At 43.7% G+C, this 20,946-nt stretch carries 20 protein-coding genes and 1 other RNA gene; 20 read left to right on the top strand and 1 reads right to left on the bottom strand.

What is annotated here, in order from left to right; translation table 11 throughout:
- The first annotated feature begins 7 nt into the window (after positions 1-7).
- The 20 genes from BU200_RS05850 (at position 8) to BU200_RS05760 (ending at position 20,534) form a co-directional block, all read left to right on the top strand.
- The gene (locus BU200_RS05850; protein ID WP_075099284.1) at positions 8-1,111 is read left to right on the top strand and encodes a glycerol dehydrogenase; all 1,104 of its coding nucleotides are present in this window, start codon (positions 8-10) and stop codon (positions 1,109-1,111) included.
- A 309-nt stretch (positions 1,112-1,420) separates the two neighbouring features.
- Positions 1,421-1,561 (top strand): hypothetical protein, encoded by a 141-nt coding sequence (locus tag BU200_RS11115; RefSeq protein WP_158015110.1) that lies wholly within the window; start codon positions 1,421-1,423, stop codon positions 1,559-1,561.
- 258 nt (positions 1,562-1,819) lie between these two features.
- The gene (leuS, locus tag BU200_RS05845; RefSeq protein ID WP_075099283.1) at positions 1,820-4,321 is read left to right on the top strand and encodes a leucine--tRNA ligase; all 2,502 of its coding nucleotides are present in this window, start codon (positions 1,820-1,822) and stop codon (positions 4,319-4,321) included.
- Between the two features lie 23 nt (positions 4,322-4,344).
- Positions 4,345-5,304 carry a hypothetical protein gene (locus BU200_RS05840; protein WP_075099282.1) on the top strand — a complete coding sequence of 320 codons (960 nt, stop codon included), beginning with the start codon at positions 4,345-4,347 and terminating at the stop codon, positions 5,302-5,304.
- A 702-nt stretch (positions 5,305-6,006) separates the two neighbouring features.
- The gene (locus BU200_RS05835) at positions 6,007-7,146 is read left to right on the top strand and encodes a trans-sulfuration enzyme family protein (RefSeq protein ID WP_075099281.1); all 1,140 of its coding nucleotides are present in this window, start codon (positions 6,007-6,009) and stop codon (positions 7,144-7,146) included.
- 11 nt (positions 7,147-7,157) lie between these two features.
- On the top strand, positions 7,158-7,964 hold the full coding sequence (locus BU200_RS05830; protein WP_075099280.1) for an amino acid ABC transporter substrate-binding protein: 807 nt from the start codon (positions 7,158-7,160) through the stop codon (positions 7,962-7,964).
- Positions 7,965-7,972: 8 nt separating this feature from the next.
- Positions 7,973-8,632 carry an amino acid ABC transporter permease gene (locus BU200_RS05825; RefSeq protein WP_075099279.1) on the top strand — a complete coding sequence of 220 codons (660 nt, stop codon included), beginning with the start codon at positions 7,973-7,975 and terminating at the stop codon, positions 8,630-8,632.
- A gap of 9 nt (positions 8,633-8,641) precedes the next feature.
- The gene (locus BU200_RS05820; protein WP_075099278.1) at positions 8,642-9,376 is read left to right on the top strand and encodes an amino acid ABC transporter ATP-binding protein; all 735 of its coding nucleotides are present in this window, start codon (positions 8,642-8,644) and stop codon (positions 9,374-9,376) included.
- Between the two features lie 41 nt (positions 9,377-9,417).
- Positions 9,418-9,951, top strand: coding sequence for a tRNA adenosine(34) deaminase TadA (gene tadA, locus BU200_RS05815; protein WP_089503551.1), 534 nt, complete (start codon positions 9,418-9,420; stop codon positions 9,949-9,951).
- A 14-nt stretch (positions 9,952-9,965) separates the two neighbouring features.
- Positions 9,966-10,061: signal recognition particle sRNA small type (gene ffs, locus BU200_RS05810), an RNA gene on the top strand.
- 317 nt (positions 10,062-10,378) lie between these two features.
- Positions 10,379-10,591, top strand: coding sequence for a glycosyltransferase family 2 protein (locus BU200_RS05805; RefSeq protein ID WP_075099276.1), 213 nt, complete (start codon positions 10,379-10,381; stop codon positions 10,589-10,591).
- Positions 10,554-11,276 carry a glycosyltransferase gene (locus BU200_RS05800; protein ID WP_083609369.1) on the top strand — a complete coding sequence of 241 codons (723 nt, stop codon included), beginning with the start codon at positions 10,554-10,556 and terminating at the stop codon, positions 11,274-11,276. Before BU200_RS05805 ends, BU200_RS05800 begins: the two co-directional genes overlap by 38 nt.
- Positions 11,277-11,394: 118 nt before the next feature.
- Positions 11,395-12,744 (top strand): glucose-6-phosphate isomerase, encoded by a 1,350-nt coding sequence (locus BU200_RS05795; RefSeq protein WP_075099274.1) that lies wholly within the window; start codon positions 11,395-11,397, stop codon positions 12,742-12,744.
- Positions 12,745-13,227: 483 nt separating this feature from the next.
- Positions 13,228-14,679 carry a PTS ascorbate transporter subunit IIC gene (ulaA, locus tag BU200_RS05790; protein WP_075099273.1) on the top strand — a complete coding sequence of 484 codons (1,452 nt, stop codon included), beginning with the start codon at positions 13,228-13,230 and terminating at the stop codon, positions 14,677-14,679.
- 113 nt (positions 14,680-14,792) lie between these two features.
- Positions 14,793-15,071: a PTS sugar transporter subunit IIB gene (locus BU200_RS05785; protein ID WP_075099272.1), complete on the top strand. Its 279-nt coding sequence runs from the start codon at positions 14,793-14,795 to the stop codon at positions 15,069-15,071.
- 401 nt (positions 15,072-15,472) lie between these two features.
- Positions 15,473-15,958 carry a PTS sugar transporter subunit IIA gene (locus BU200_RS05780; RefSeq protein WP_075099271.1) on the top strand — a complete coding sequence of 162 codons (486 nt, stop codon included), beginning with the start codon at positions 15,473-15,475 and terminating at the stop codon, positions 15,956-15,958.
- 306 nt (positions 15,959-16,264) lie between these two features.
- On the top strand, positions 16,265-16,930 hold the full coding sequence (locus BU200_RS05775) for a 3-keto-L-gulonate-6-phosphate decarboxylase UlaD (RefSeq protein WP_075099270.1): 666 nt from the start codon (positions 16,265-16,267) through the stop codon (positions 16,928-16,930).
- 3 nt (positions 16,931-16,933) lie between these two features.
- A complete protein-coding gene (locus tag BU200_RS05770; protein ID WP_075099269.1) occupies positions 16,934-17,797 on the top strand; it encodes an L-ribulose-5-phosphate 3-epimerase in 864 nt (287 codons plus the stop codon).
- Positions 17,798-18,514, top strand: a complete 717-nt coding sequence (locus BU200_RS05765; protein ID WP_075099268.1) for an L-ribulose-5-phosphate 4-epimerase — start codon at positions 17,798-17,800, stop codon at positions 18,512-18,514.
- 325 nt (positions 18,515-18,839) lie between these two features.
- Positions 18,840-20,534: a BglG family transcription antiterminator gene (locus tag BU200_RS05760; protein ID WP_075099267.1), complete on the top strand. Its 1,695-nt coding sequence runs from the start codon at positions 18,840-18,842 to the stop codon at positions 20,532-20,534.
- A gap of 191 nt (positions 20,535-20,725) precedes the next feature.
- Here the strand turns inward: BU200_RS05760 and BU200_RS05755 are convergent.
- Positions 20,726-20,946, bottom strand: a 221-nt coding sequence (locus BU200_RS05755) for a transposase (protein ID WP_211268959.1), incomplete at its 5' end; no start/stop codon positions are given.

Here is a 20,946-nt window from a genome sequence, read left to right as displayed (position 1 = left end):
GTAATGTATGAGAATATTTGCAAGCCCATCTCGATATATTCAAGGAGAAAATGCCCTATTTGAAAATGTGCGCTATATGTTGGAATTAGGGAGCCGACCACTCTTGCTGTGTGATACTCTTGTCTTAGAGTTGGTAGGAGAGAGATTCATTTCCTACTTGACCTGTTATGGCATGCGGGTATTCCATACAGCCTTCAAGGGAGAGGCTTCTGAAAATGAAATCAAGCGTGTCGTTGCCCTTGCAGAGGAGCATCAAGCAGACATGATTATCGGTCTAGGGGGTGGCAAGACCATTGACAGTGCAAAGGCGATTGCGGATATCCTAGGGTTGCCGGTTACCATTGCCCCAACCATTGCGTCGACAGATGCGCCGACCTCCGCCCTGTCTGTCATTTATACGGATGAGGGAGCCTTTGAGAAATATATCTTCTATGCCAAGAATCCCGACCTCGTTTTAGTCGATTCAACCGTTATCGCAGCGGCACCGAAACGTCTGCTGGCATCCGGTATTGCAGATGGCTTGGCGACTTGGGTCGAAGCGCGTGCGGTTCAGCGGGCGAATGGAACAACTATGCTTGGCAAAGGGCAAAGTCTGGCTGCTATTGCAATTGCTAAACAGTGTGAGCAAACCCTATTTGCGGACGGATTAGAAGCGATCAAATCCTGCGAGCAACAGGTGGTGACACCAGCTTTAGAAAATGTCATTGAGGCCAACACCTTGCTTAGTGGACTTGGCTTTGAAAGTGCGGGTTTAGCGGCTGCGCATGCGATTCATAATGGTTTCACGGCACTGACAGGAGACATCCATCATTTGACACATGGAGAAAAAGTAGCATACGGAACCTTGGTACAGTTATTCCTTGAAGAATGTCCTCCAGAGGAATTGAATCGCTATATTCAGTTCTATCAAGCGCTTGGAATGCCAACGACCTTGGCAGAGTTGCATTTGGAGAATGCCCATTATGATGATTTGCTTCGGGTTGGTCAACAGGCGACCGTCGAAGGGGAGACCATTCATCAAATGCCCTTTACTATTTCAGCAGAGGATATTGCTCAGGCAATCCTTGCGGTGGATCGGTATGTGAAAAACTTGGATCAGTCCTTGTCCTGATCTAGGAGTGGGAGTTATTCGTAGCAAATATAGTCGCTTCGTTTTTGAACACGGCTAAACCTTTGCGCGAAGTTAAAATCCGCCGATTAGAGCTACTTACTCATGTGCTTGATTGAACAATTTTAAATAGGCTAGGACGAAAGTCCTAGCCTATTCTGATAAACATCATGTAGATACCCAAAAAAGTAAACAAGTAAGCGAAGCGCAGGCTATCCTGACCTAGGCTGAATCTAACGTTTGAAGAGTGTGCGTAGTGCGAATGAGCCGAAAACGAGACTAGCTATGAATAAGGAGAGGGGAGTTGGCTGAATGGTTTTGATTGAAATCAGGTTCCAAATCGGTTCAAGAATGACCATCAGACCAAGAGCAATGAAAAAAAGGATAGCGAAGCTTGGTTTTCATCTTCTGATTTATGATGAGGGGAAAGGAAAAGAAATTGACAAAAGTTGACAGGCGGATCACGGGGTTTAGTTGAGGAAGCAAGAGCAGAGTGAGAGCAAATGCTCCACAGAGGAGGGCGTTTGAGAGACAAAAAGCCTCCCAATAGTACAATAGTTCTTTTTTCATAGGGTCACCACTTTTTTCTTTAGTGCAGCGCTTTCAAAGATGAAAATCAAGAATTTCCAGTATTTCTGTCCAATCTCCTGCTGCAAATGCGCTAGAACATGATATAATAGAGCTATCATACAAAATTGGAGAGAAACAGTTATGACCTTTTATCATCATGGCGTGATTGAGCCCAAGTGGCAAAAATACTGGGCGGAACATCACACCTTCAAAACAGGTACGGATAAAGAAAAGCCAAACTTTTATGCCCTTGATATGTTTCCTTATCCAAGTGGAGCAGGGCTTCACGTTGGGCATCCAGAAGGATACACTGCAACAGACATCTTGAGCCGTTACAAGCGCGCTCAAGGCTACAATGTCCTTCACCCAATGGGCTGGGATGCTTTTGGCTTGCCTGCGGAACAATATGCTATGGATACGGGAAATGACCCGGCAGTATTTACCGAGCAGAATATTGCGAATTTCAAACGCCAAATCAATGCGCTTGGATTTTCTTATGATTGGGATCGAGAGGTCAACACCACAGATCCTAACTACTACAAGTGGACCCAGTGGATTTTCACGAAACTCTACGAAAAAGGCTTAGCCTATGAAGCTGAAGTGCCTGTAAACTGGGTGGAGGAGCTTGGAACAGCCATTGCCAATGAAGAAGTCCTGCCTGACGGAACTTCAGAGCGTGGTGGCTATCCAGTTGTCAGAAAACCTATGCGCCAGTGGATGCTCAAAATCACGGCTTATGCAGAACGCTTGCTCAATGACTTAGAAGACTTGGACTGGCCAGAGTCTATTAAGGACATGCAGCGGAACTGGATTGGAAAATCACGCGGCGCGAATGTGACCTTTGCGGTTAAGGGATCAGAAAAAGATTTTACAGTCTTTACAACACGCCCTGACACCCTTTTTGGAGCGACCTTTGCGGTACTAGCGCCTGAGCATGAATTGGTGGAGTCCATTACGACAGCTGAACAAGCTGAAGTGGTGGCAGACTACAAACATCAAGCTAGTCTCAAATCCGACCTTGCTCGAACCGACCTTGCTAAGGAAAAAACAGGTGTCTGGACAGGTGCCTATGCCATAAACCCTGCAAATGGTCAAGAAATTCCGATTTGGATTGCTGACTACGTGCTTGCAAGCTATGGTACGGGTGCTGTTATGGCAGTACCTGCGCACGATAGTCGCGACTGGGAATTTGCCAAAGCCTTTGACCTACCGATTGTCGCAGTTATTGAAGGAGGCGATGTTGAGCAGGAGGCCTACGCAGAGGACGGTCTGCACATTCATTCTGATTTCCTCAACGGTTTTTACAAGGCAGAGGCAATCGAGAAGATGATTGCCTGGCTGGCAGCAAATGGTGTCGGTGAAGAAAAAGTAACCTATCGTCTACGTGACTGGCTCTTTAGCCGTCAGCGGTATTGGGGAGAGCCAATCCCGATCATTCATTGGGAAGACGGGACGTCAACGGCTGTTCCAGAAGAAGAATTGCCACTTGTCTTGCCAAAGACAACCGATATTAAGCCGTCCGGTACCGGAGAAAGCCCGCTTGCTAATGTGACGGACTGGCTGGAAGTGACCCGTGAAGATGGTGTCAAGGGGCGTCGCGAGACCAATACCATGCCACAATGGGCAGGTTCAAGCTGGTACTACCTCCGCTATATTGATCCGCACAATACAGAAAAATTAGCAGACCAAGACCTACTAAAGGCATGGTTGCCAGTCGATATCTATATCGGTGGGGCAGAACATGCAGTGCTCCACCTGCTCTATGCGCGTTTCTGGCATAAATTCCTCTACGATATTGGTGTAGTGCCGACCAAGGAGCCGTTCCAAAAGCTCTTTAACCAAGGTATGATTTTAGGAACGAGCTACCGTGATAGCCGTGGTGCTCTTGTTGCGACGGACAAGGTTGAAAAGCGTGACGGTTCATTTTTCAATATTGAAACAGGAGAAGAGCTGGAACAAGCGCCTGCTAAAATGTCTAAGTCCCTCAAAAACGTGGTGAATCCAGATGATGTGGTAGCCCAATACGGTGCCGATACCCTTCGGGTCTATGAAATGTTTATGGGGCCACTTGATGCATCTATTGCTTGGAGCGAGGAAGGGTTGGAAGGTAGCCGTAAATTCCTTGACCGCGTCTATCGCTTGATCAGCTCAAAAGAAATCGTTGCAGAAAACAATGGCAATTTGGACAAGGTGTATCATGAAACGGTCAAAGCTGTAACAGAGCAGATTGAAACGCTCAAGTTTAATACAGCCCTTGCCCAGTTGATGATTTTTGTAAATAGTGCCAACAAGGAAGAAGTGCTTTATGCCGAATACGCCAAAGGCTTTATCCAGTTAATCGCTCCATTTGCGCCACACTTGGCAGAAGAACTCTGGCAAATGGTCACTGGCTCAAACGACGGTATTTCCTATGTTCCGTGGCCGAGCTATGACGAATCTTTCTTGATAGAAGACGAGATCGAAATCGTTGTGCAGATTAAGGGGAAAGTCCGCGCCAAGCTCGTAGTAGCAAAAGATTTACCACAAGAAGAGTTGCAGGCTCTTGCGCTAGCTGATGCCAAGGTGCAAGCAGAGTTGCTGGACAAGGAAATCGTCAAAGTAATCGTTGTCCCTAATAAACTGGTGAATCTAGTAGTGAAGTAATGAATGACGTAGGAGATTGAAAAATGAAAGAAGAAAAGTTTAAAGGATTCTGGGGACTTTTTCTAATTGGCTTAATTGCCATTTTGCTAGTAGTTAGCTATGCCTTTATCACTTATGTTCAGACAGATCTGACGACCCTCCAGCGCAAGGGCTTGATTTATAAAGCGGACACCAGTCATGGAGAAACAATGATAAATGTGTCTTTTATCATTCCAGAGGCGATTGGAGAGTTGGAAAATGGGCATCAATTGTATCTGATTGGTGATGAATCAAGAAATTTGCTGGGCTTAGAAACCAAGAAAGATGAACCACTCGTAAAAGAGATGATTGCCCAAGGGGAAAACTTATCGCAAAATCCGAAGCCTTTAGCAGTCTATGCTTACCAGTTGGGAAGGGATACAGAGGCGGAGATTCAAGACTATCGTGCCTATATCGTTAACTTCTTTGCAGGTAGTGAGATAGAGCAAGATGTTCTTTCTCACTCCTATGTTTCCCTTGTAAGAGTACAAAATGATAGGCTTCAGGCAGGAATAGCCTTACTTGTAGGGGGAGGTTTTGGTCTTTTATTTCTTTACTCGGCGGTCGGACGCTTTCGGGCAAACGGTCGTGCCTATCAAGAACTGTACACTGTTTATCCAGAGTTGCTTGGAAGGCTTGAGCAAGCAGTATCAGAGGCAAACTGGACAAATCCTGAATTAAAGATTGCCGTCTATAAGAACCATCTCTTCACCTATCAGGGCGGTTTTTATCTAGTCGACCTAGCAGAGGTGGAGAGGATCTACCATTATGAGGTGAGAAGTAAAGCCTACGGTCTGATTACGACCTCGCGTTCGTCATTTCTTTCTATTGCGAAGAGAGATAGCAAAAAGATCCACCAGCTCCAGTTCAAAAACAAAGGCAAGCACACAGATGAGATGCTCCACCCCCTCTTTGAGTACCTATTGGAGCACTTTCCTGCTATCCAAGTAGGATATGATAAATAATACTATTTGAAAATCAAAACGAAAGAAATAAAGACTTGGGCTTTAGTCTTTCGATCAGTAGCTTAAAAAGTAGCCGCGACTGTTCAGCCTTAGCTGATGACAGTTGCGGCTCTTTTGTTTGCGAGGTTTTAGCTCGAGTTCGATTACACAAGATACAAGGGCATTTGACACGAGTTTCACTCGTTCCATCTCTAACCTTCAACAGTCTATTCCCAGACTGTTTGACACGAGCGTTGCTCGTTTTATCTCCCACCTCCCACAGTCTATCCCTAGACTGTGGGAGCAACTCCTAGACAAAATAGGCGGCCGAACAGAAGCTTTAGCTTCGTAGTGAGACCCCCACAAAGGCAACTAGATTGGCGTGTTAGCGGCAATCAGATGCCTACTGTGATGTTTTCTAAGGTTGCTCAACTTTCTGACTACGCTTTGTCAGTGAGTTGTAGCCCGAGTTCAATTACACAAGACATGTGTCAGATGGTTATGGCGTATAAATTTTACTAATCACGGTGATAGAAAAAATGTATTGGTCAAGAAGCAGGGAGCGTGGTATGATAAAAAAACATTGTATACAATAAAAACCAAAAAGAGGCGATTGTCAACTGTCTGGGAGATAGGATTAGCAAAATGAATCTCCTATAAGTTGAAGCTAGTTGATAACTAGACAAGTGATTGATAAGAAAAGTATGATAGAGGGAGGGTGTCATGGAATACAGTACAAAAGCGGTTCATGGTCAAGTGGATGATACAGGAAAAGGTGCAGTGACCTATCCTGTCTATCTTTCCTCTACCTTTTTACAAGAGGATGTCAATCAATTTGCTGATTTTGTATATAGTAGAAGTGCCAATCCAACACGGGCTAGCTTAGAACAACAAGTAGCGGATCTTGAGGGGACTAGCTATGCTCTAGCAACTGCAACAGGAATGGCTGCGACAGCCCTTGCCTTTGAATTGTTAAACAGTGGTGATCGGATTCTCTTATCTGATAATGTCTACGGTGGGACTTGGCAATTTGTGAACGAACTTTTTGAAGGTCGTAACCTGTCTTATGAACTGGTATCTGATTTTAATCACTATGATTTTTCACAGCTTGATCCGAGTGTTAAGGCGATTTTCCTAGAAACGCCAACCAATCCCTTGCTCCATGTAACAGACCTGAAAGATGCAATTGGTCGCGCCAAGGCACAAGGTTTGCTAGTGATTGTGGACAATACCTTTATGACCTCTTATTTGCAACGACCACTGGAGTTTGGGGCAGATATTGTCGTCTATTCGGCGACCAAATACTATGCAGGTCATTCGGATATATTGGCAGGTCTGGTTGTCACCAATCGGGAGGATCTCTATTCTGAGCTGAAACGGGCGCATAAGTTGCTCGGAGCCGTTCTTAGCCCTTTTGATGCCTTTCTTTTGTCAAGAGGGATCAAGACCTTAGCCCTGCGGTTAGACAAGCACCAGGAAAATGCCCAGCTGATAGCAGAATACCTAGCTCGCCAAGAGGGGGTTCAAGTATATTATACAGGTCTTTCAGATCATCCTGGTCATAGGATTCAAGAGCGTCAGGCAGGCGGACATGGTGGTGTTCTATCTTTCCTATTAAATGAAGAAGTGTATGATTTGGAGCGCTTTGTCAAATCCTTAAAACTCTTTGGCTTTGCGGTCAGTTTGGGTGGTGTTGAGTCCTTGATTTGTCGTCCAGCAAGTATGACCCATGAGTCTTACAGTAAGGACTTGCAGGAGCGCATTGGTATCTATGAGAATTTGTTCCGCTTGGCAGTCGGCATTGAAGCCGTTAAGGACTTGATTGATGATTTAGAAAATGCCTTTCATCAGGCTAGAAAATAAGGGGAAATACAATGAAAAAGTTAGTAGTATGGATAGCAGGAATTGTCGCAAGTGTAGCGCTTGTCGCATGCAGTGCTCCTGCGCAAAAACAAGGAGAAAGCACAGCTTCTTTACTTGAACAGATCAAGGACAAAGGTGTCTTGAAAGTCGGAACAGAAGGAACCTATGCTCCGTATTCCTACCATGATGAGAGTGGAAAACTGGTAGGGTACGATGTTGAAGTAGCCGAAAAAGTAGCTGAAAAGCTAGGTGTAAAGGCAGAATTTCTCGAAACAGAGTGGGATTCGATGATTGCAGGGCTTGATGCAGGACGTTTTGATGTCATTGCGAATCAAGTCGGTGTGACAGATGAGCGCAAGGAAAAATACGATTTTTCAACGCCCTACACCTATATCTACGGGGCTTTAATCACACTGAAAGATGATACGACCATCACATCCTTTGCTGATATTAAAGGAAAAAAATCAGCCAATAGTTTGACCAGTAACTGGGCAGAAGTTGCCAAAAGTCAAGGGGCAGAAATTATCGGTGTTGACGGCTTCCAACAAGCGATTGAATTGTTGACGACAAAACGTGTGGATGTGACTATCAATGATAATGTAGCCTATCTTGACTACATCAAGCAGCATCCAGAAGCACCAGTCAAAGTAGCCGCCCTATCAGAAGATGCACAAGAAACAGCACTTCCAGTTGTAAAAGGCAATGAAAGTCTGGTGAAAGCGATCGATCAGGCCTTGAAAGAGTTGGCAGATGAGGGTGTCTTGACGGAATTATCCAAGAAGTATTTTGGTGATGATGTTTCACAAGTGAAAAAATAGAGGTCATTATGACAGATAGATTATGGCAGATTATTCTTGATTCGTTTAGCCAGATATTGATACCAGGGTTGTTAGTGACGATTCCGCTAACAATCCTCTCTTTCGTGTTTGGCCTAGTGATTGCAGTGCTGACAGCCTTGGTGCAAATCGCCCGAATTCCAGTATTGAGACAGCTTGCTCGGTTTTATATTTGGCTTATTCGTGGTACTCCTCTCTTGGTACAACTCTATGTGATTTTCTATGGTTTACCGAGTTTGGGGCTGGTACTAGATGCCTTTCCGTCAGCTATTTTTGTTTTTTCGGTTAATACAGGAGCGTATGCAGCGGAGACGATTCGGGCATCGATCGAATCCGTTCCTAAAGGACAGTTAGAAGCAGGCTATTGCGTAGGGATGACCTTCTCGCAAACCATGCGGCGCATTGTGCTACCCCAAGCCTTTCGGGTTGCCTTTCCTCCCCTGTCTAATTCTTTGATCAGTCTGGTCAAAGATACATCCTTAGCAGCCAACATTACTGTTTTAGAGATGTTTATGGCAACCCAGCAGATTGCAGCAAGAACCTATGAACCCTTTGCCCTGTATTGTGAGGTTGGCTTGATTTACTTACTGTTCTCAACGGTTTTGACCAAGTTACAAGCCTATGGTGAAAAGAAGTTGAAAGTCTATTAAGGGGGTAAGATGATAGAAGTACAGAAGATAAATATGTCCTTTGGCACGACCAAGGTCTTGCAGGATGTAGACTTGCAGGTGGAACAAGGGACGGTGACCGTTATTCTAGGTCCGTCAGGGTCAGGAAAGACGACCCTGTTACGCTGTATGAATTTTTTAGAGCGAGCAGACAGTGGTCGCTTTGTATTCGGAGAAAGAAGCTATGATTTGGCACAGATTCGCCCGAAAGAAATAGGGGAAATTCGCAAACGTACAGGCTTTGTCTTTCAAAACTATAACCTCTTTGCCAATAAAACAGCCTTGGAAAATGTGACCGAGGGTCTGATAATGGCGCAAGGGTATAGCAAGGCAGAGGCAGTTGCGATTGGGCAGCAAGCACTGGATAAGGTGGGGCTTGCAGAGAAATACCATGCCTATCCTAGTGAGTTATCAGGTGGGCAGCAACAAAGGGTAGGGATTGCGCGTGCTATTGCTAGTAATCCAGCTGTTATCTACTTTGATGAGCCGACATCAGCCCTTGATCCAGAGCTGATCGGTGGTGTCTTGCAGGTCATGGTTGAGCTGGCAAAAGAAGGCATGACTATGGTTGTAGTGACCCATGAGATGAGCTTTGCTCGTGAGGTAGCTGATCGAGTAGTCTTTATGGAAAATGGTCAGATTGTCGAGCAAGGAAGTCCTGAAGAAATCTTTGATTCTCCTAAGGAAGAGCGCACAAAGCAGTTCCTGTCTCGGATTCACCCCTAGTTGGAGCATTCTGCTTTTTTTGCTATAATACTGACATGGAAATGAAAAATAGTTATAGTCAGGAAGAAAAAGAGTATTTTATGCGTCAAGCCTTGAAAGAGGCAGAGCGCTCTTTGGACAAAGATGAGATTCCGATTGGTTGTGTCATTGTCAAAGACGGTGTGATTATCGGACGGGGACACAATGCGCGCGAGGAGTACAATCAGGCGATTCTGCATGCAGAAGTGATGGCTATTCAAGAAGCCAATCGGCAAGAAGAAAATTGGCGCCTACTTGATACGACCCTGTTTGTGACCATTGAGCCTTGTGTCATGTGTAGTGGCGCAATCGGTCTAGCTCGGATTCCGCAGGTCATCTACGGCGCTCCCAACCAGAAATTTGGGGCTGCAGGTAGCCTCTACAATATCTTAGAGGACGAACGGCTCAATCACCGTGTCGTAGTTGAGGCAGGTATTTTAGAGGAAGAATGTGCTGCTATCATGCAGAATTTTTTCCGTCAAGGACGTGAGAAAAAGAAGGCGCTGAAGCAGGGGGAGCTTTCAGTGACACTAGATGAGAATAGTTGCACAATCTGAATTTTATGATATAATACTAAGTGGAGCAACATCAGTGCGTGAAGCGGGTCAGGGGAGGAATCCAGCAGCTCTAAGCGATTTCGGGTGTGTGCTCTTTTTGTTTATGTTACTGTAATATAGCCATTTAGTTTATATTTTTATTACTTCGTTAACTCGTCTTGCTGTACTATTGAGAAAAGTTACACTTTTCTTATCTATCACTTGAAATAGTTATCAACTAGACAACTACCTGCGACTTTTAACGAAAACTTCGTTTTCTTCATTTCCCACCTCAAACAGTCTCTCCCCAGACTGTTTGAGCTAGTACTAAAAATAAACTAAACGGCTATACATAGAAGATAAACTAAATGGTTATCACAGTCAGACCAAGACTGTCTGATTGCTGCCAGTTGTTTCGATATGAGAGGCTAGAGAAAAGGAAGAGAGTATGGAGTTTCCCTTAATTTCAGTTATTGTCCCTATCTATAAGGTAGAAGCCTATATCGAGAAGTGCCTCACCAGTATCATGGCACAGACCTATGAGCGCCTAGAAGTCATTTTGGTTGATGATGGTAGTCCAGACCAAAGTATGGAAAAGGCTAAACGCTTGACAAAAAAAGACAATCGATATATATATATATATATATATATATATATATAAGGAAAATGGTGGCTCGTCATCTGCGCGCAATGCAGGTCTAGATGTAGCGACAGGAGAATACGTCGTTTTTGTTGATTCAGATGATTTTTTATTTGAGGATAGTATAGAGCGCTTGTATCATGCCATCCGCTTGCTAGATAAAAAACTGGCGATTGCAGATTTTTGTCGTTTTAAAGAGGGGACATTCTCTTTCCCTCATTCACAGAGTATCGGGGTGACGATGTTTGATTCAGCAACCGTCTTGGATAAAATGAATCACAGCCTGTTCAATTATATGAATTTTACCTCCTCTTGTGGCAAGATATTTAAAAGGGAGCTGTTTGATGATATTCGTTTTCCGCTTGGAAAAACATGTGAGGACAGCTTTATTTTGTGGAAGCTCTATCTAAAAGCAGAGCAGCTTATCTACTTTGAACATCCTCTTTATGTATACAGGGACACCCCAAACAGTGTTATGAACTCCTACAATCTGTCCCAACTAGATAGTATTGAGGCGCTGGAAGAAAAGATTCAGAAGATGGAGGAATTAGGGTATCCGCTCCAGTCGACCCTAGTATTTTATCGAGATCATTTACAGTGGCATATTGGGATGTTGGAAAAGATGGGGTTTGAGCAGGAAAAAGAAGCACTTTGTAGCAAGCTAGAGAAATTAGTAAATGGGCAGCATGGCGATTTATTTAGATAACCTGTCATTTCGTCGCTTCATAGGTATAAAATGTAAACGTTTTAAAGTGGGAAAATGACTTGATAAAATAATCGTAAAGCGTTATCATTAGCTATATAGAAAAAATGGAGGATTTACAATGGCACATATCCAATTTGATTATTCAAAAGTGTTGGGACAATTCGTTGCTCCAGCAGAATTGAACTTTTTACAAAGCCAAGTGACAGCACTCGATGCAGACTTGCGTAAGGGTACTGGAGCAGGAGCCGAGATGCTTGGCTGGCTTGATTTACCAGAAAACTATGACAAAGAAGAATTTGCTCGTATTAAAGAAGCAGCAGCAAAAATCCAATCAGATAGCGATGTCTTGGTGGTGATTGGAATCGGTGGTTCTTACCTCGGTGCAAAAGCGGCGATTGACTTTTTAAATACTTCTTTTGTAAACTTGCAAAGTAAGGAAGAGCGCAAAGCGCCACAAATCTTGTATGCGGGAAATTCAATCTCTTCTAGCTACTTGGCTGATTTGGTAGAGTATGTAGCAGATAAAGATTTTTCAGTAAATGTGATTTCAAAATCAGGTACGACTACTGAACCTGCGATTGCTTTCCGTGTCTTTAAAGAATTGCTCGTGAAAAAATATGGTCAAGAAGAGGCGAACAAACGCATCTACGCAACAACTGACCGTGAACGCGGAGCTGTTAAGGTAGAAGCGGACGCAAATGGTTGGGAAACATTCGTGGTTCCAGATAATGTCGGCGGTCGTTTCTCCGTTTTGACAGCAGTAGGATTGCTTCCGATTGCAGCATCAGGAGCGGATATTACAGCACTTATGGAGGGAGCAAACGCAGCTCGCAAGGACTACGCTTCTGATAAGATTGCAGAAAATGAAGCCTACCAATACGCGGTTGTGCGGAATATCCTTTACAGAAAAGGCTATGTGACTGAAATCTTGGCAAACTATGAACCTTCCTTGCAATACTTTAGCGAATGGTGGAAGCAATTGGCTGGTGAATCAGAAGGCAAGGATCAAAAAGGTATTTATCCAACTTCAGCGAACTTCTCAACTGACTTACATTCACTCGGTCAGTTTATCCAAGAGGGGTATCGTAACCTTTTTGAAACAGTGATCCGTGTTGATAAACCAAGGAAAAATATCTTGATTCCAGAAATGGCAGAAGATTTGGACGGTCTTGGCTACCTTCAAGGCAAAGATGTTGACTTTGTAAACAAGAAAGCAACTGACGGTGTACTTCTTGCCCATACGGATGGTGGTGTGCCAAATATGTTTGTCACTCTTCCACAACAAGATGAATTTACACTCGGTTACACAATCTACTTCTTTGAGCTTGCGATTGCCCTTTCAGGTTACCTCAATGGTGTGAATCCATTTGACCAACCAGGAGTAGAAGCCTACAAGAAGAATATGTTTGCCCTTCTTGGCAAACCAGGATTTGAAGAGCTTGGAGCAGAATTGAACGCTCGTCTATAATCCTTAATATAGGAAGAATGAACCAGCCAATCGGCTGGTTTTTTGTGCGCTGACACTGGAACGTCAAGGAGCAAAGAAAGGAATCTGGGGTATGAGTTATACAAACTACTTTATACTCCTCTATAAAAATTAAAAACTGGAACTGGCTAAAGCTGAAACAGTTATGTCCCAAAGGGGGTCACACTTGACACGAGTTTCACTCGTTCTATCTCCTATTCTAGGGCGTTGGCTGAAAACCTCCACTGGAGCTTTTTACTCAGCAAGGCGAGTTAAGGACGTCAGATTTTGATTTTTGACGAGTATCACTCGTCAAGATTCCTGATTTTCAGTCGCTTTTTACGCTTCCTATCTTCATTTTGTAGAGTAGAGGTCTTTCAGTCCAAGCGTGAACACATTCCTGTGTTTTATTTGGTCTTTTTGTATGCGCTTGCAAAGAATATAATGAGAGTAGGAAAACAAAAATAAAGAAAGGGAGAAAAAGGAATGGAGATTTTGAATAACATTCTGAATTGGTTCTCGCAAAATATCTTGCAGAATCCAGCCTTCTTCGTCGGACTTCTGGTCCTTATCGGCTATGCTCTTTTGAAAAAGCCAGGGCATGACATCTTTGCAGGCTTTGTGAAAGCAACAGTCGGGTACATGATTTTGAACGTAGCAGCAGGAGGCTTGGTTACTACTTTCCGACCAATTCTTGCAGCGCTCAACTTCAAATTCAATATCGGTGCAGCGGTGATTGACCCTTACTTTGGCTTGACAGCAGCCAATACCAAGGTTCAAGAAATGTTCCCCGATTTTGTTGGAGCAGCGACAACAGCACTCTTGATAGGGTTTGGGATTAACATTTTACTGGTTGCCCTTCGTAAGATTACCAAGGTTCGGACCCTGTTTATCACAGGACACATCATGGTACAACAGGCAGCGACCATCTCACTGATGGTATTATTCCTTATTCCACAGTTGCGCAACGGTTTTGGCGTGACAGCTATCGGGATTATCTGTGGTCTCTATTGGGCAGTCAGCTCTAACTTGACCGTTGAAGCCACTCAACGCTTGACAGGTGGTGGTGGATTTGCCATTGGTCACCAACAACAATTTGCCATCTGGTTTGTCGATAAAGTTGCTGGAAAACTTGGTAAAAAAGAAGAAAACTTGGACAACTTGAAATTGCCAAAATTCTTGTCTATCTTCCACGATACAGTAGTTGCTTCTGCAACCTTGATGCTCGTATTCTTTGGTGCAATTCTCTTAGTCTTAGGCCCAGAAGTGATGGCGAATAAAGAGGTTATTACCTCAGGAACCCCATTCAATCCAGGCAAACAAGACTTCTACATGTATATTATCCAGACAGCCTTTACCTTCTCTGTCTATCTCTTTATCTTGATGCAGGGAGTACGGATGTTCGTTACCGAATTGACCAACGCTTTCCAAGGTATCTCAAGTAAACTTCTTCCAGGGTCCTTCCCTGCGGTGGACGTTGCAGCCTCATACGGTTTTGGCTCTCCGAATGCAGTACTTTCAGGTTTCGCCTTTGGATTGATTGGACAACTTGTTACCATTGTGTTGCTCATTGTCTTTAAAAATCCAGTCCTTATCATTACCGGTTTCGTACCAGTATTCTTTGATAATGCAGCCATTGCGGTCTATGCAGATAAACGCGGTGGCTGGAAAGCAGCGGTTATTCTGTCCTTTATCTCGGGTGTCCTTCAAGTAGCACTCGGTGCTGCCTGCGTTGCCTTACTTGATTTGGCGGCTTACGGTGGCTACCATGGAAATATTGACTTTGAGTTGCCTTGGTTAGGCTTTGGCTATCTCTTCAAAGGGCTTGGTATGATTGGCTATGTTTTAGTCTGCCTATTCTTCCTTGCTATTCCGCAAATTCAATTTGCTAGAGCCAAGGATAAAGAAGCCTATTATCGTGGGGAAGCTCAAGAATAATCCTAGTTTTCAAAAATAATAACAATCCTTATTCAGTCATAATTTAACATTTTTAGAATGCTACTCATGATTTTCAAAGAGTATGCAAAATCATTTAACAGGAGGAACAGAAAATGGTTAAAGTATTAACAGCGTGTGGTAATGGTATGGGATCATCTATGGTGATTAAGATGAAGGTCGAAAATGCCCTTCGCAATCTTGGTCAAAGTGATTTTACGGTTCAGTCTTGTAGTGTAGGTGAGGCAAAAGGTCTTGCGGCAGGGTATGACATTGTGATCGCTTCTATTCATTTGATTGATGAATTGCAGGGACGTACCAATGGAAAATTAGTCGGTCTTGACAACCTCATGGACGACAACGAAATCAAGACAAAATTGCAAGAAGTTCTATAATACCCTCTGATCATAGGCTAGCAATGTTGTGAGGAGTGGGAGAGAAACGTTGTGATTGCGAAGTTTCGATTGTCTCACTCCTTTATTTATAGATGTGGGTTCTAACTTATTGCTGAAGATTGGAAATATAGTCGTTTAGTTTATTTTTAGTACTAGGCAACGAGTCGAAGGTAGTACTGGGGTACAGCAAGACGAGTTAACGAAGTAATAAAAATATAAACTAAATGACTATAAAACGAGTGCAACTCGTGTCAAATGCTCTCATATCTTGTGGAATTGAACTCGGGCTACGAGCTGTGCAAAAAAGATAGTTTTTCCTAGAACTTGTGGTTCTGCGTCAAAACTCCTATTTTTGCTTTGCTCGTTTAACGCCCTCGTATCTTGTTAAAAGGAGAAATTAGATGAATTTGAAGAAAGCTTTTACAGAAAATAAGTCAATCCGTCTTGGTTTGACAGCAGAGACTTGGGAAGAAGCTGTGCGCTTGGCAGTGGATCCCTTAATTGAAAGTGGTGCGGTCACGGAAGAATACTACCATGCCATTATTGAATCAACAAATGAGTACGGCCCTTACTATATCTTGATGCCGGGGATGGCTATGCCTCATGCTCGTCCAGAAGCAGGTGTGGTACGCGATTCTTTCGCCCTTATCACCTTGACAAAGCCAGTTGTCTTTCCAGATGGCAAGGAGGTCAGCGTTCTCTTGACCCTTGCTGCGACGAGTTCAGACATTCATACATCTGTGGCTATTCCGCAAATCATTGCCCTTTTTGAATTGGAAAACTCTATCGAGCGCTTGGTGAATTGTCAGTCCGAAGAGGAAGTCTTTGCCATGGTGGAAGAGTCTAAGAACAGTCCATATCTGGAAGGATTGGATTTGGAATCGTGATAAATCGCGGTGTATAGCCGTTTAGTTTATTTTTAGTACTAGCTCAAACAGTCTGGGGAGAGACTGTTTGAGGTGGGAAATGAAGAAAACGAAGTTTTCGTTAAAAGTCGCAGGTAGTACTGTGGTACAGCAAGATGAGTTAACGAAGTAATAAAAATATAAACTAAATGACTATAGTAGCGTAAAAAAGATACTCTAAGGTAGTGAGTGAACACCTGTATCCTCTCATATAGAGTTTGGATGTATCCAAGATGAAAAACACTCGATTATTACCCAAATACAGAAAGACATAGAAAAGAGATTAGTATGACAAAACATATTCCAAATTTACAGGTTGCCCTCGATCATTCCGATTTGCAGGGTGCGATTAAGGCAGCAGTGTCCGTCGGCCATGAGGTTGATGTGATTGAGGCAGGGACAGTTTGCTTGCTCCAAGTAGGAAGTGAGCTGGTTGAGGTGCTTCGTAGTCTGTTCCCTGATAAAATCATTGTGGCAGATACCAAGTGTGCAGATGCTGGTGGTACAGTTGCGAAAAACAATGCCGTGCGTGGTGCAGATTGGATGACCTGTATCTGTTCAGCAACCATTCCAACCATGAAGGCAGCTTTGAAAGCGATCCAAGAAGTCCGGGGGGGCAAGGGAGAAATCCAAGTGGAACTCTATGGTGATTGGACCTACGAACATGCTCAAATGTGGCTGGATGCAGGAATTTCTCAAGCGATTTATCACCAATCTCGCGACGCCCTTCTTGCAGGCGAAACATGGGGTGAAAAAGACTTGAACAAGGTGAAAAAATTGATTGACATGGGCTTTAGAGTGTCTGTCACAGGGGGACTTGATATTGATACCTTGAAACTCTTTGAGGGAGTGGATGTCTTTACCTTTATCGCTGGTCGTGGCATTACAGAAGCAGCAGACCCTGCAGCGGCAGCGCGTGCCTTTAAGGATGAAATCCGCCGTATTTGGGGGTAGGTTATGGCTAGACCGATTGGAATTTATGAAAAAGCAACGCCTAAGCATTTTACATGGCTAGAGCGGCTGGAGTTTGCGAAAGAGCTCGGCTTTGACTTTGTAGAAATATCGGTGGACGAAAGTGATGACCGTCTGGCGCGGCTTGACTGGAGCAAGGAAGAGCGCTTGGAGCTTGTCAAGGCTATTTATCAAACAGGAGTTCGTATTCCGACGATTTGTTTTTCTGGTCACCGCCGCTACCCACTCGGCTCAAATGATCCAGTTCTTGAAGCCAAGTCGCTGGAAACCATGCAAAAATGTATTGAGCTAGCGCAGGATTTGGGTGTACGGGTCATTCAGTTGGCAGGTTATGACGTTTATTATGAGGAAAAATCCCCAGCAACTCGTGAGCGTTTCTTGAAGAATTTACGCAAGGCTTGTGATTGGGCGGAACAGGCGCAAGTGATGCTGGCTATTGAAATCATGGACGATCCGTTTATCAATAGCATTGAAAAATATTTGGCAGTTGCCCAAGAGATCAATTCCCCATATCTCTTTGTTTACCCAGATACGGGAAATCTCTCTGCCTGGCACAATGATTTGTACAGCGAATTTGTCATTGGTCATCTAGCTATCGCTGCCCTTCATTTGAAAGATACCTATGCTGTGACGGAGACATCTAAGGGGCAATTCCGTGATGTGCCTTTTGGGCAAGGCTGTGTTGATTGGGAGAATACCTTTGCCATTTTAAAGAAAACCAACTATCAGGGACCATTCTTGATTGAAATGTGGTCTGAAAATTGTGAAACTGTGGAGGAAACGCGGGCAGCAATCAAAGAAGCGCAAGATTTCCTATTCCCATTGATTGAGAGAGCGGGGTTGAACTAAATGCCAAAATCACTAGAAGAAATGCGCCAGCGGGTCTATGAGGCCAATGTAGCCCTGCCAGAACATGGCTTGGTCAAATTTACTTGGGGCAACGTTTCAGAGGTCTGCCGTGAATTGGGGCGGATTGTCATCAAGCCATCTGGCGTGGATTATGATAAACTTAGTCCAGACAACATGGTTGTGACAGACTTGGAGGGAAATGTTGTTGAAGGAACCCTCAATCCATCATCTGACCTTGCGACCCATGTGGCGCTTTACAAGGCTTGGCCAGAAATCGGTGCTGTTGTCCACACCCACTCGACAGAGGCAGTTGGTTGGGCGCAAGCTGGACGTGACATTCCGTTTTATGGAACGACCCATGCGGATTATTTCTACGGTCCAATTCCTTGTGCTCGCTCGCTTACGGCTGAGGAGGTTGATGTCGCCTACGAGAAAGAAACGGGTAGTGTCATCATTGAAACCTTTGCGGAGCGAGGGATTGACCCAGTTGCAGTTCCAGGGATTGTCGTCCGCAATCATGGTCCTTTTACGTGGGGGAAAGATCCTGCGCAAGCCGTATACCATTCTGTCGTTCTCGAAGAAGTTGCGAAAATGAACCGCTTCACTGAACAAATCAATCCGCGCGTGGAGCCTGCTCCTAAGTACATCATGGACAAGCACTATCTCCGCAAACATGGACCTAATGCCTATTATGGTCAAAAAGGTGACGCGCACTAATAGAGCCATTTAGTTTATCTTTTATAATTGAGCATGGACTAAGAGCTGTGTAAAAAAGAGATATAGGTGTTCTAGCTTTAGGGAAGGAGCTTTTCGCTCGTCAGATTTCCTAGTTCCTATATCTGTAACCAGTTAAAACTGGAACAGCTACGGCTCTCGTGTTCAATTTCTCTGCTTTTTGATTTTTAGTGAGGATAGATATTCGTTACATCTATAAGAGAGGGATTAAAGACAAGGTAAATTCCCTCTCTTTATTTTTGAGAACCATGGGTTTTGCCTCGAAGAAGTGGTATACTATTTATATAACAAAAAGGAGATAAATGAAGTGGTTTTATTAGATAAGAGTAGCTATGAATTGTTGACGTATTTAATGCGGTTGACCAATCCAGAAACAGTCATGAGTATTTCGCGGGCAATGGGACAGTCCAGACGAAAAGTCTACTATCATCTGGAGAAAATCAATGATTCACTTCCCGGTGAGATTGAGCCGATTGTTAGTCTTCCAAGAGTGGGTATTTTATTGTCGGCTACTCAAAAGAAAGCCTGTCAAGTGCTGCTGGACAGCGTGGATTCTTATAGCTATGTGATGAGCATGGAGGAGCGGATTCAGCTCATGACCATCTACATTGCGATCACTTCGGAGCGTGTGACGATTGAAAAACTCATGGATCTGACAGATGTTTCACGCAATACGGTCTTAAATGATCTCAGTGAAATTCGGGCACAATTGACCACGGAGCAGTTCAAGGTGTACCTCTATGCAACTAAGTCGGCAGGGTATTTTTTCAAATGTCATCCGCTCAATAAAATCCAGTATATCCACTCCCTGCTCTACGATGTATTTTCAAATCCTAACGAAGGCTTTTTAACCATCCTTAATAAGAAAGTACCTTGTTTTGCAGGCTGTGCCCCATTATTCAGTCCGACGCTTGTCACCTTTCTAGCAGAACAGGTCAATCAGCTAGAGATTGATTTGGGCAAAAAGATCAATCATTATGAGATTGAATTTATGTTGAAAGTCTTGCCCTACCTGCTTCTTAGCTACCGTAATATGGCCTTGAAGCCTACCGAACAAACAGAGATCCAGCGGGAGTTTACGCTGATTCACAAACGGATCGAATACAAAGCTGCCCAAAATCTGGCAGTCTCCCTTTTCGAACGTTTTGAGCTGGCACTGGATGAGATTGAGATTTCCTTGATTGCCATGTTGCTCTTATCCTACCGTAAAGACAAGGACATTCATACCAACAGTCAAGACTTTGCAGAAACGAAAGAGAGCTTAGAGCGCTTTGTTGATGAATTTCTACGGTGTTCCGCCTTTGAAATCGATCATCGGGAAACCCTGATGCGCAATCTAGTCATGCATGCCAAGGCTCTACTCTTCCGAAAGACCTACGGTATTCTGTCTAAAAACCCCTTGACAAGTCAGATTAAACAAAAATATAAGGACTTATTTGTCACCGTCAAGGTGGTCGCTTCCTATACCTTGGAAGCCGAGTGGATGATCCAAATGAATGATGATGACATCTCTTACTTCACCATTCATATCGGTGGTGCCTTGCGGCAAAAAGTGATTGATGGAAAAAACTTTCAAAATATTTATCTGGTCTGTGATGAGGGCGTAGGTGTTCAAAAATTGTTGTATAAACAATGTCAAGTCCATCTACCAGCAGATAGCATCAAGGCTGTCTTTACCACTGAACAATTTCATAGTGTAGAGGATATTTTGGAAGTGGATCTATTGATTTCCACCAGTGATAATCTGCGCGCCTCCTTTCCAATCTTGCAGGTAAACCCTGTCTTAACCTACGAGGACGTCATGAAATTACGGTATTTTTTCAACTATCATACGACAAAAGATAGCGCCAAGCAATTTCGCCCCCAATTACAGCGTCTCCTTTCACGCTACATCTCAAAAGAAGAAGATGTGAGAGAAGTCGCGGATAAAATACAGGAACTAATCCAAAACGATTTCTTCCTAGCAACGGGTGAAAACAAGGGGCTAAAAGATCTCTATTAACCTTGTGTAGAACTGGACAGATGTCCAGCTTTTTTAGATTATATAGCTATTTTGTTTATCTTTTATAATTGAACTCGGACTAAAAGTTCGGAAAATAGAGACACAGGTGTTCTAGCTTTCGCTAGTTACAGCTGGGGCTACCTTTCCCACCTCCCCCAGTCTATCCCCCAGACTGGGGGAGCTAATACTCATCAAAAATCAAAATCTGAAGAAATCCATTTTCTATAAACAATGGATTTCAAATCAGACCAATGCAATGTTTGAATCACCTCTTGTAGTTTGTCCATCACCTCTTCAAGTGTCTTAAAGGCTCTATTCTTGAATCCTCTTTTACGTATTTCAGCCCAAACTTGTTCAATTGGATTCATTTCAGGTGTATAAGGTGGAATGAACTCGAAGTCAATGTTTGCAG

The organism is Streptococcus acidominimus, assembly GCF_001921825.1.
Classification (GTDB): Bacteria; Bacillota; Bacilli; order Lactobacillales; family Streptococcaceae; genus Streptococcus; species Streptococcus acidominimus.
Note: the sequence above shows the minus strand (reverse complement) of the source record. Positions and strands in the feature narration are given on the sequence as shown.

Coding starts and splice junctions, on each gene's coding strand:
- BU200_RS05850 (WP_075099284.1), top strand. CDS start 8: ATGAGAATATTTGCAAGCCCATCTCGATATATTCAAGGAGAAAATGCC.
- BU200_RS11115 (WP_158015110.1), top strand. CDS start 1,421: ATGGTTTTGATTGAAATCAGGTTCCAAATCGGTTCAAGAATGACCATC.
- leuS (WP_075099283.1), top strand. CDS start 1,820: ATGACCTTTTATCATCATGGCGTGATTGAGCCCAAGTGGCAAAAATAC.
- BU200_RS05840 (WP_075099282.1), top strand. CDS start 4,345: ATGAAAGAAGAAAAGTTTAAAGGATTCTGGGGACTTTTTCTAATTGGC.
- BU200_RS05835 (WP_075099281.1), top strand. CDS start 6,007: ATGGAATACAGTACAAAAGCGGTTCATGGTCAAGTGGATGATACAGGA.
- BU200_RS05830 (WP_075099280.1), top strand. CDS start 7,158: ATGAAAAAGTTAGTAGTATGGATAGCAGGAATTGTCGCAAGTGTAGCG.
- BU200_RS05825 (WP_075099279.1), top strand. CDS start 7,973: ATGACAGATAGATTATGGCAGATTATTCTTGATTCGTTTAGCCAGATA.
- BU200_RS05820 (WP_075099278.1), top strand. CDS start 8,642: ATGATAGAAGTACAGAAGATAAATATGTCCTTTGGCACGACCAAGGTC.
- tadA (WP_089503551.1), top strand. CDS start 9,418: ATGAAAAATAGTTATAGTCAGGAAGAAAAAGAGTATTTTATGCGTCAA.
- BU200_RS05805 (WP_075099276.1), top strand. CDS start 10,379: ATGGAGTTTCCCTTAATTTCAGTTATTGTCCCTATCTATAAGGTAGAA.
- BU200_RS05795 (WP_075099274.1), top strand. CDS start 11,395: ATGGCACATATCCAATTTGATTATTCAAAAGTGTTGGGACAATTCGTT.
- ulaA (WP_075099273.1), top strand. CDS start 13,228: ATGGAGATTTTGAATAACATTCTGAATTGGTTCTCGCAAAATATCTTG.
- BU200_RS05785 (WP_075099272.1), top strand. CDS start 14,793: ATGGTTAAAGTATTAACAGCGTGTGGTAATGGTATGGGATCATCTATG.
- BU200_RS05780 (WP_075099271.1), top strand. CDS start 15,473: ATGAATTTGAAGAAAGCTTTTACAGAAAATAAGTCAATCCGTCTTGGT.
- BU200_RS05775 (WP_075099270.1), top strand. CDS start 16,265: ATGACAAAACATATTCCAAATTTACAGGTTGCCCTCGATCATTCCGAT.
- BU200_RS05770 (WP_075099269.1), top strand. CDS start 16,934: ATGGCTAGACCGATTGGAATTTATGAAAAAGCAACGCCTAAGCATTTT.
- BU200_RS05765 (WP_075099268.1), top strand. CDS start 17,798: ATGCCAAAATCACTAGAAGAAATGCGCCAGCGGGTCTATGAGGCCAAT.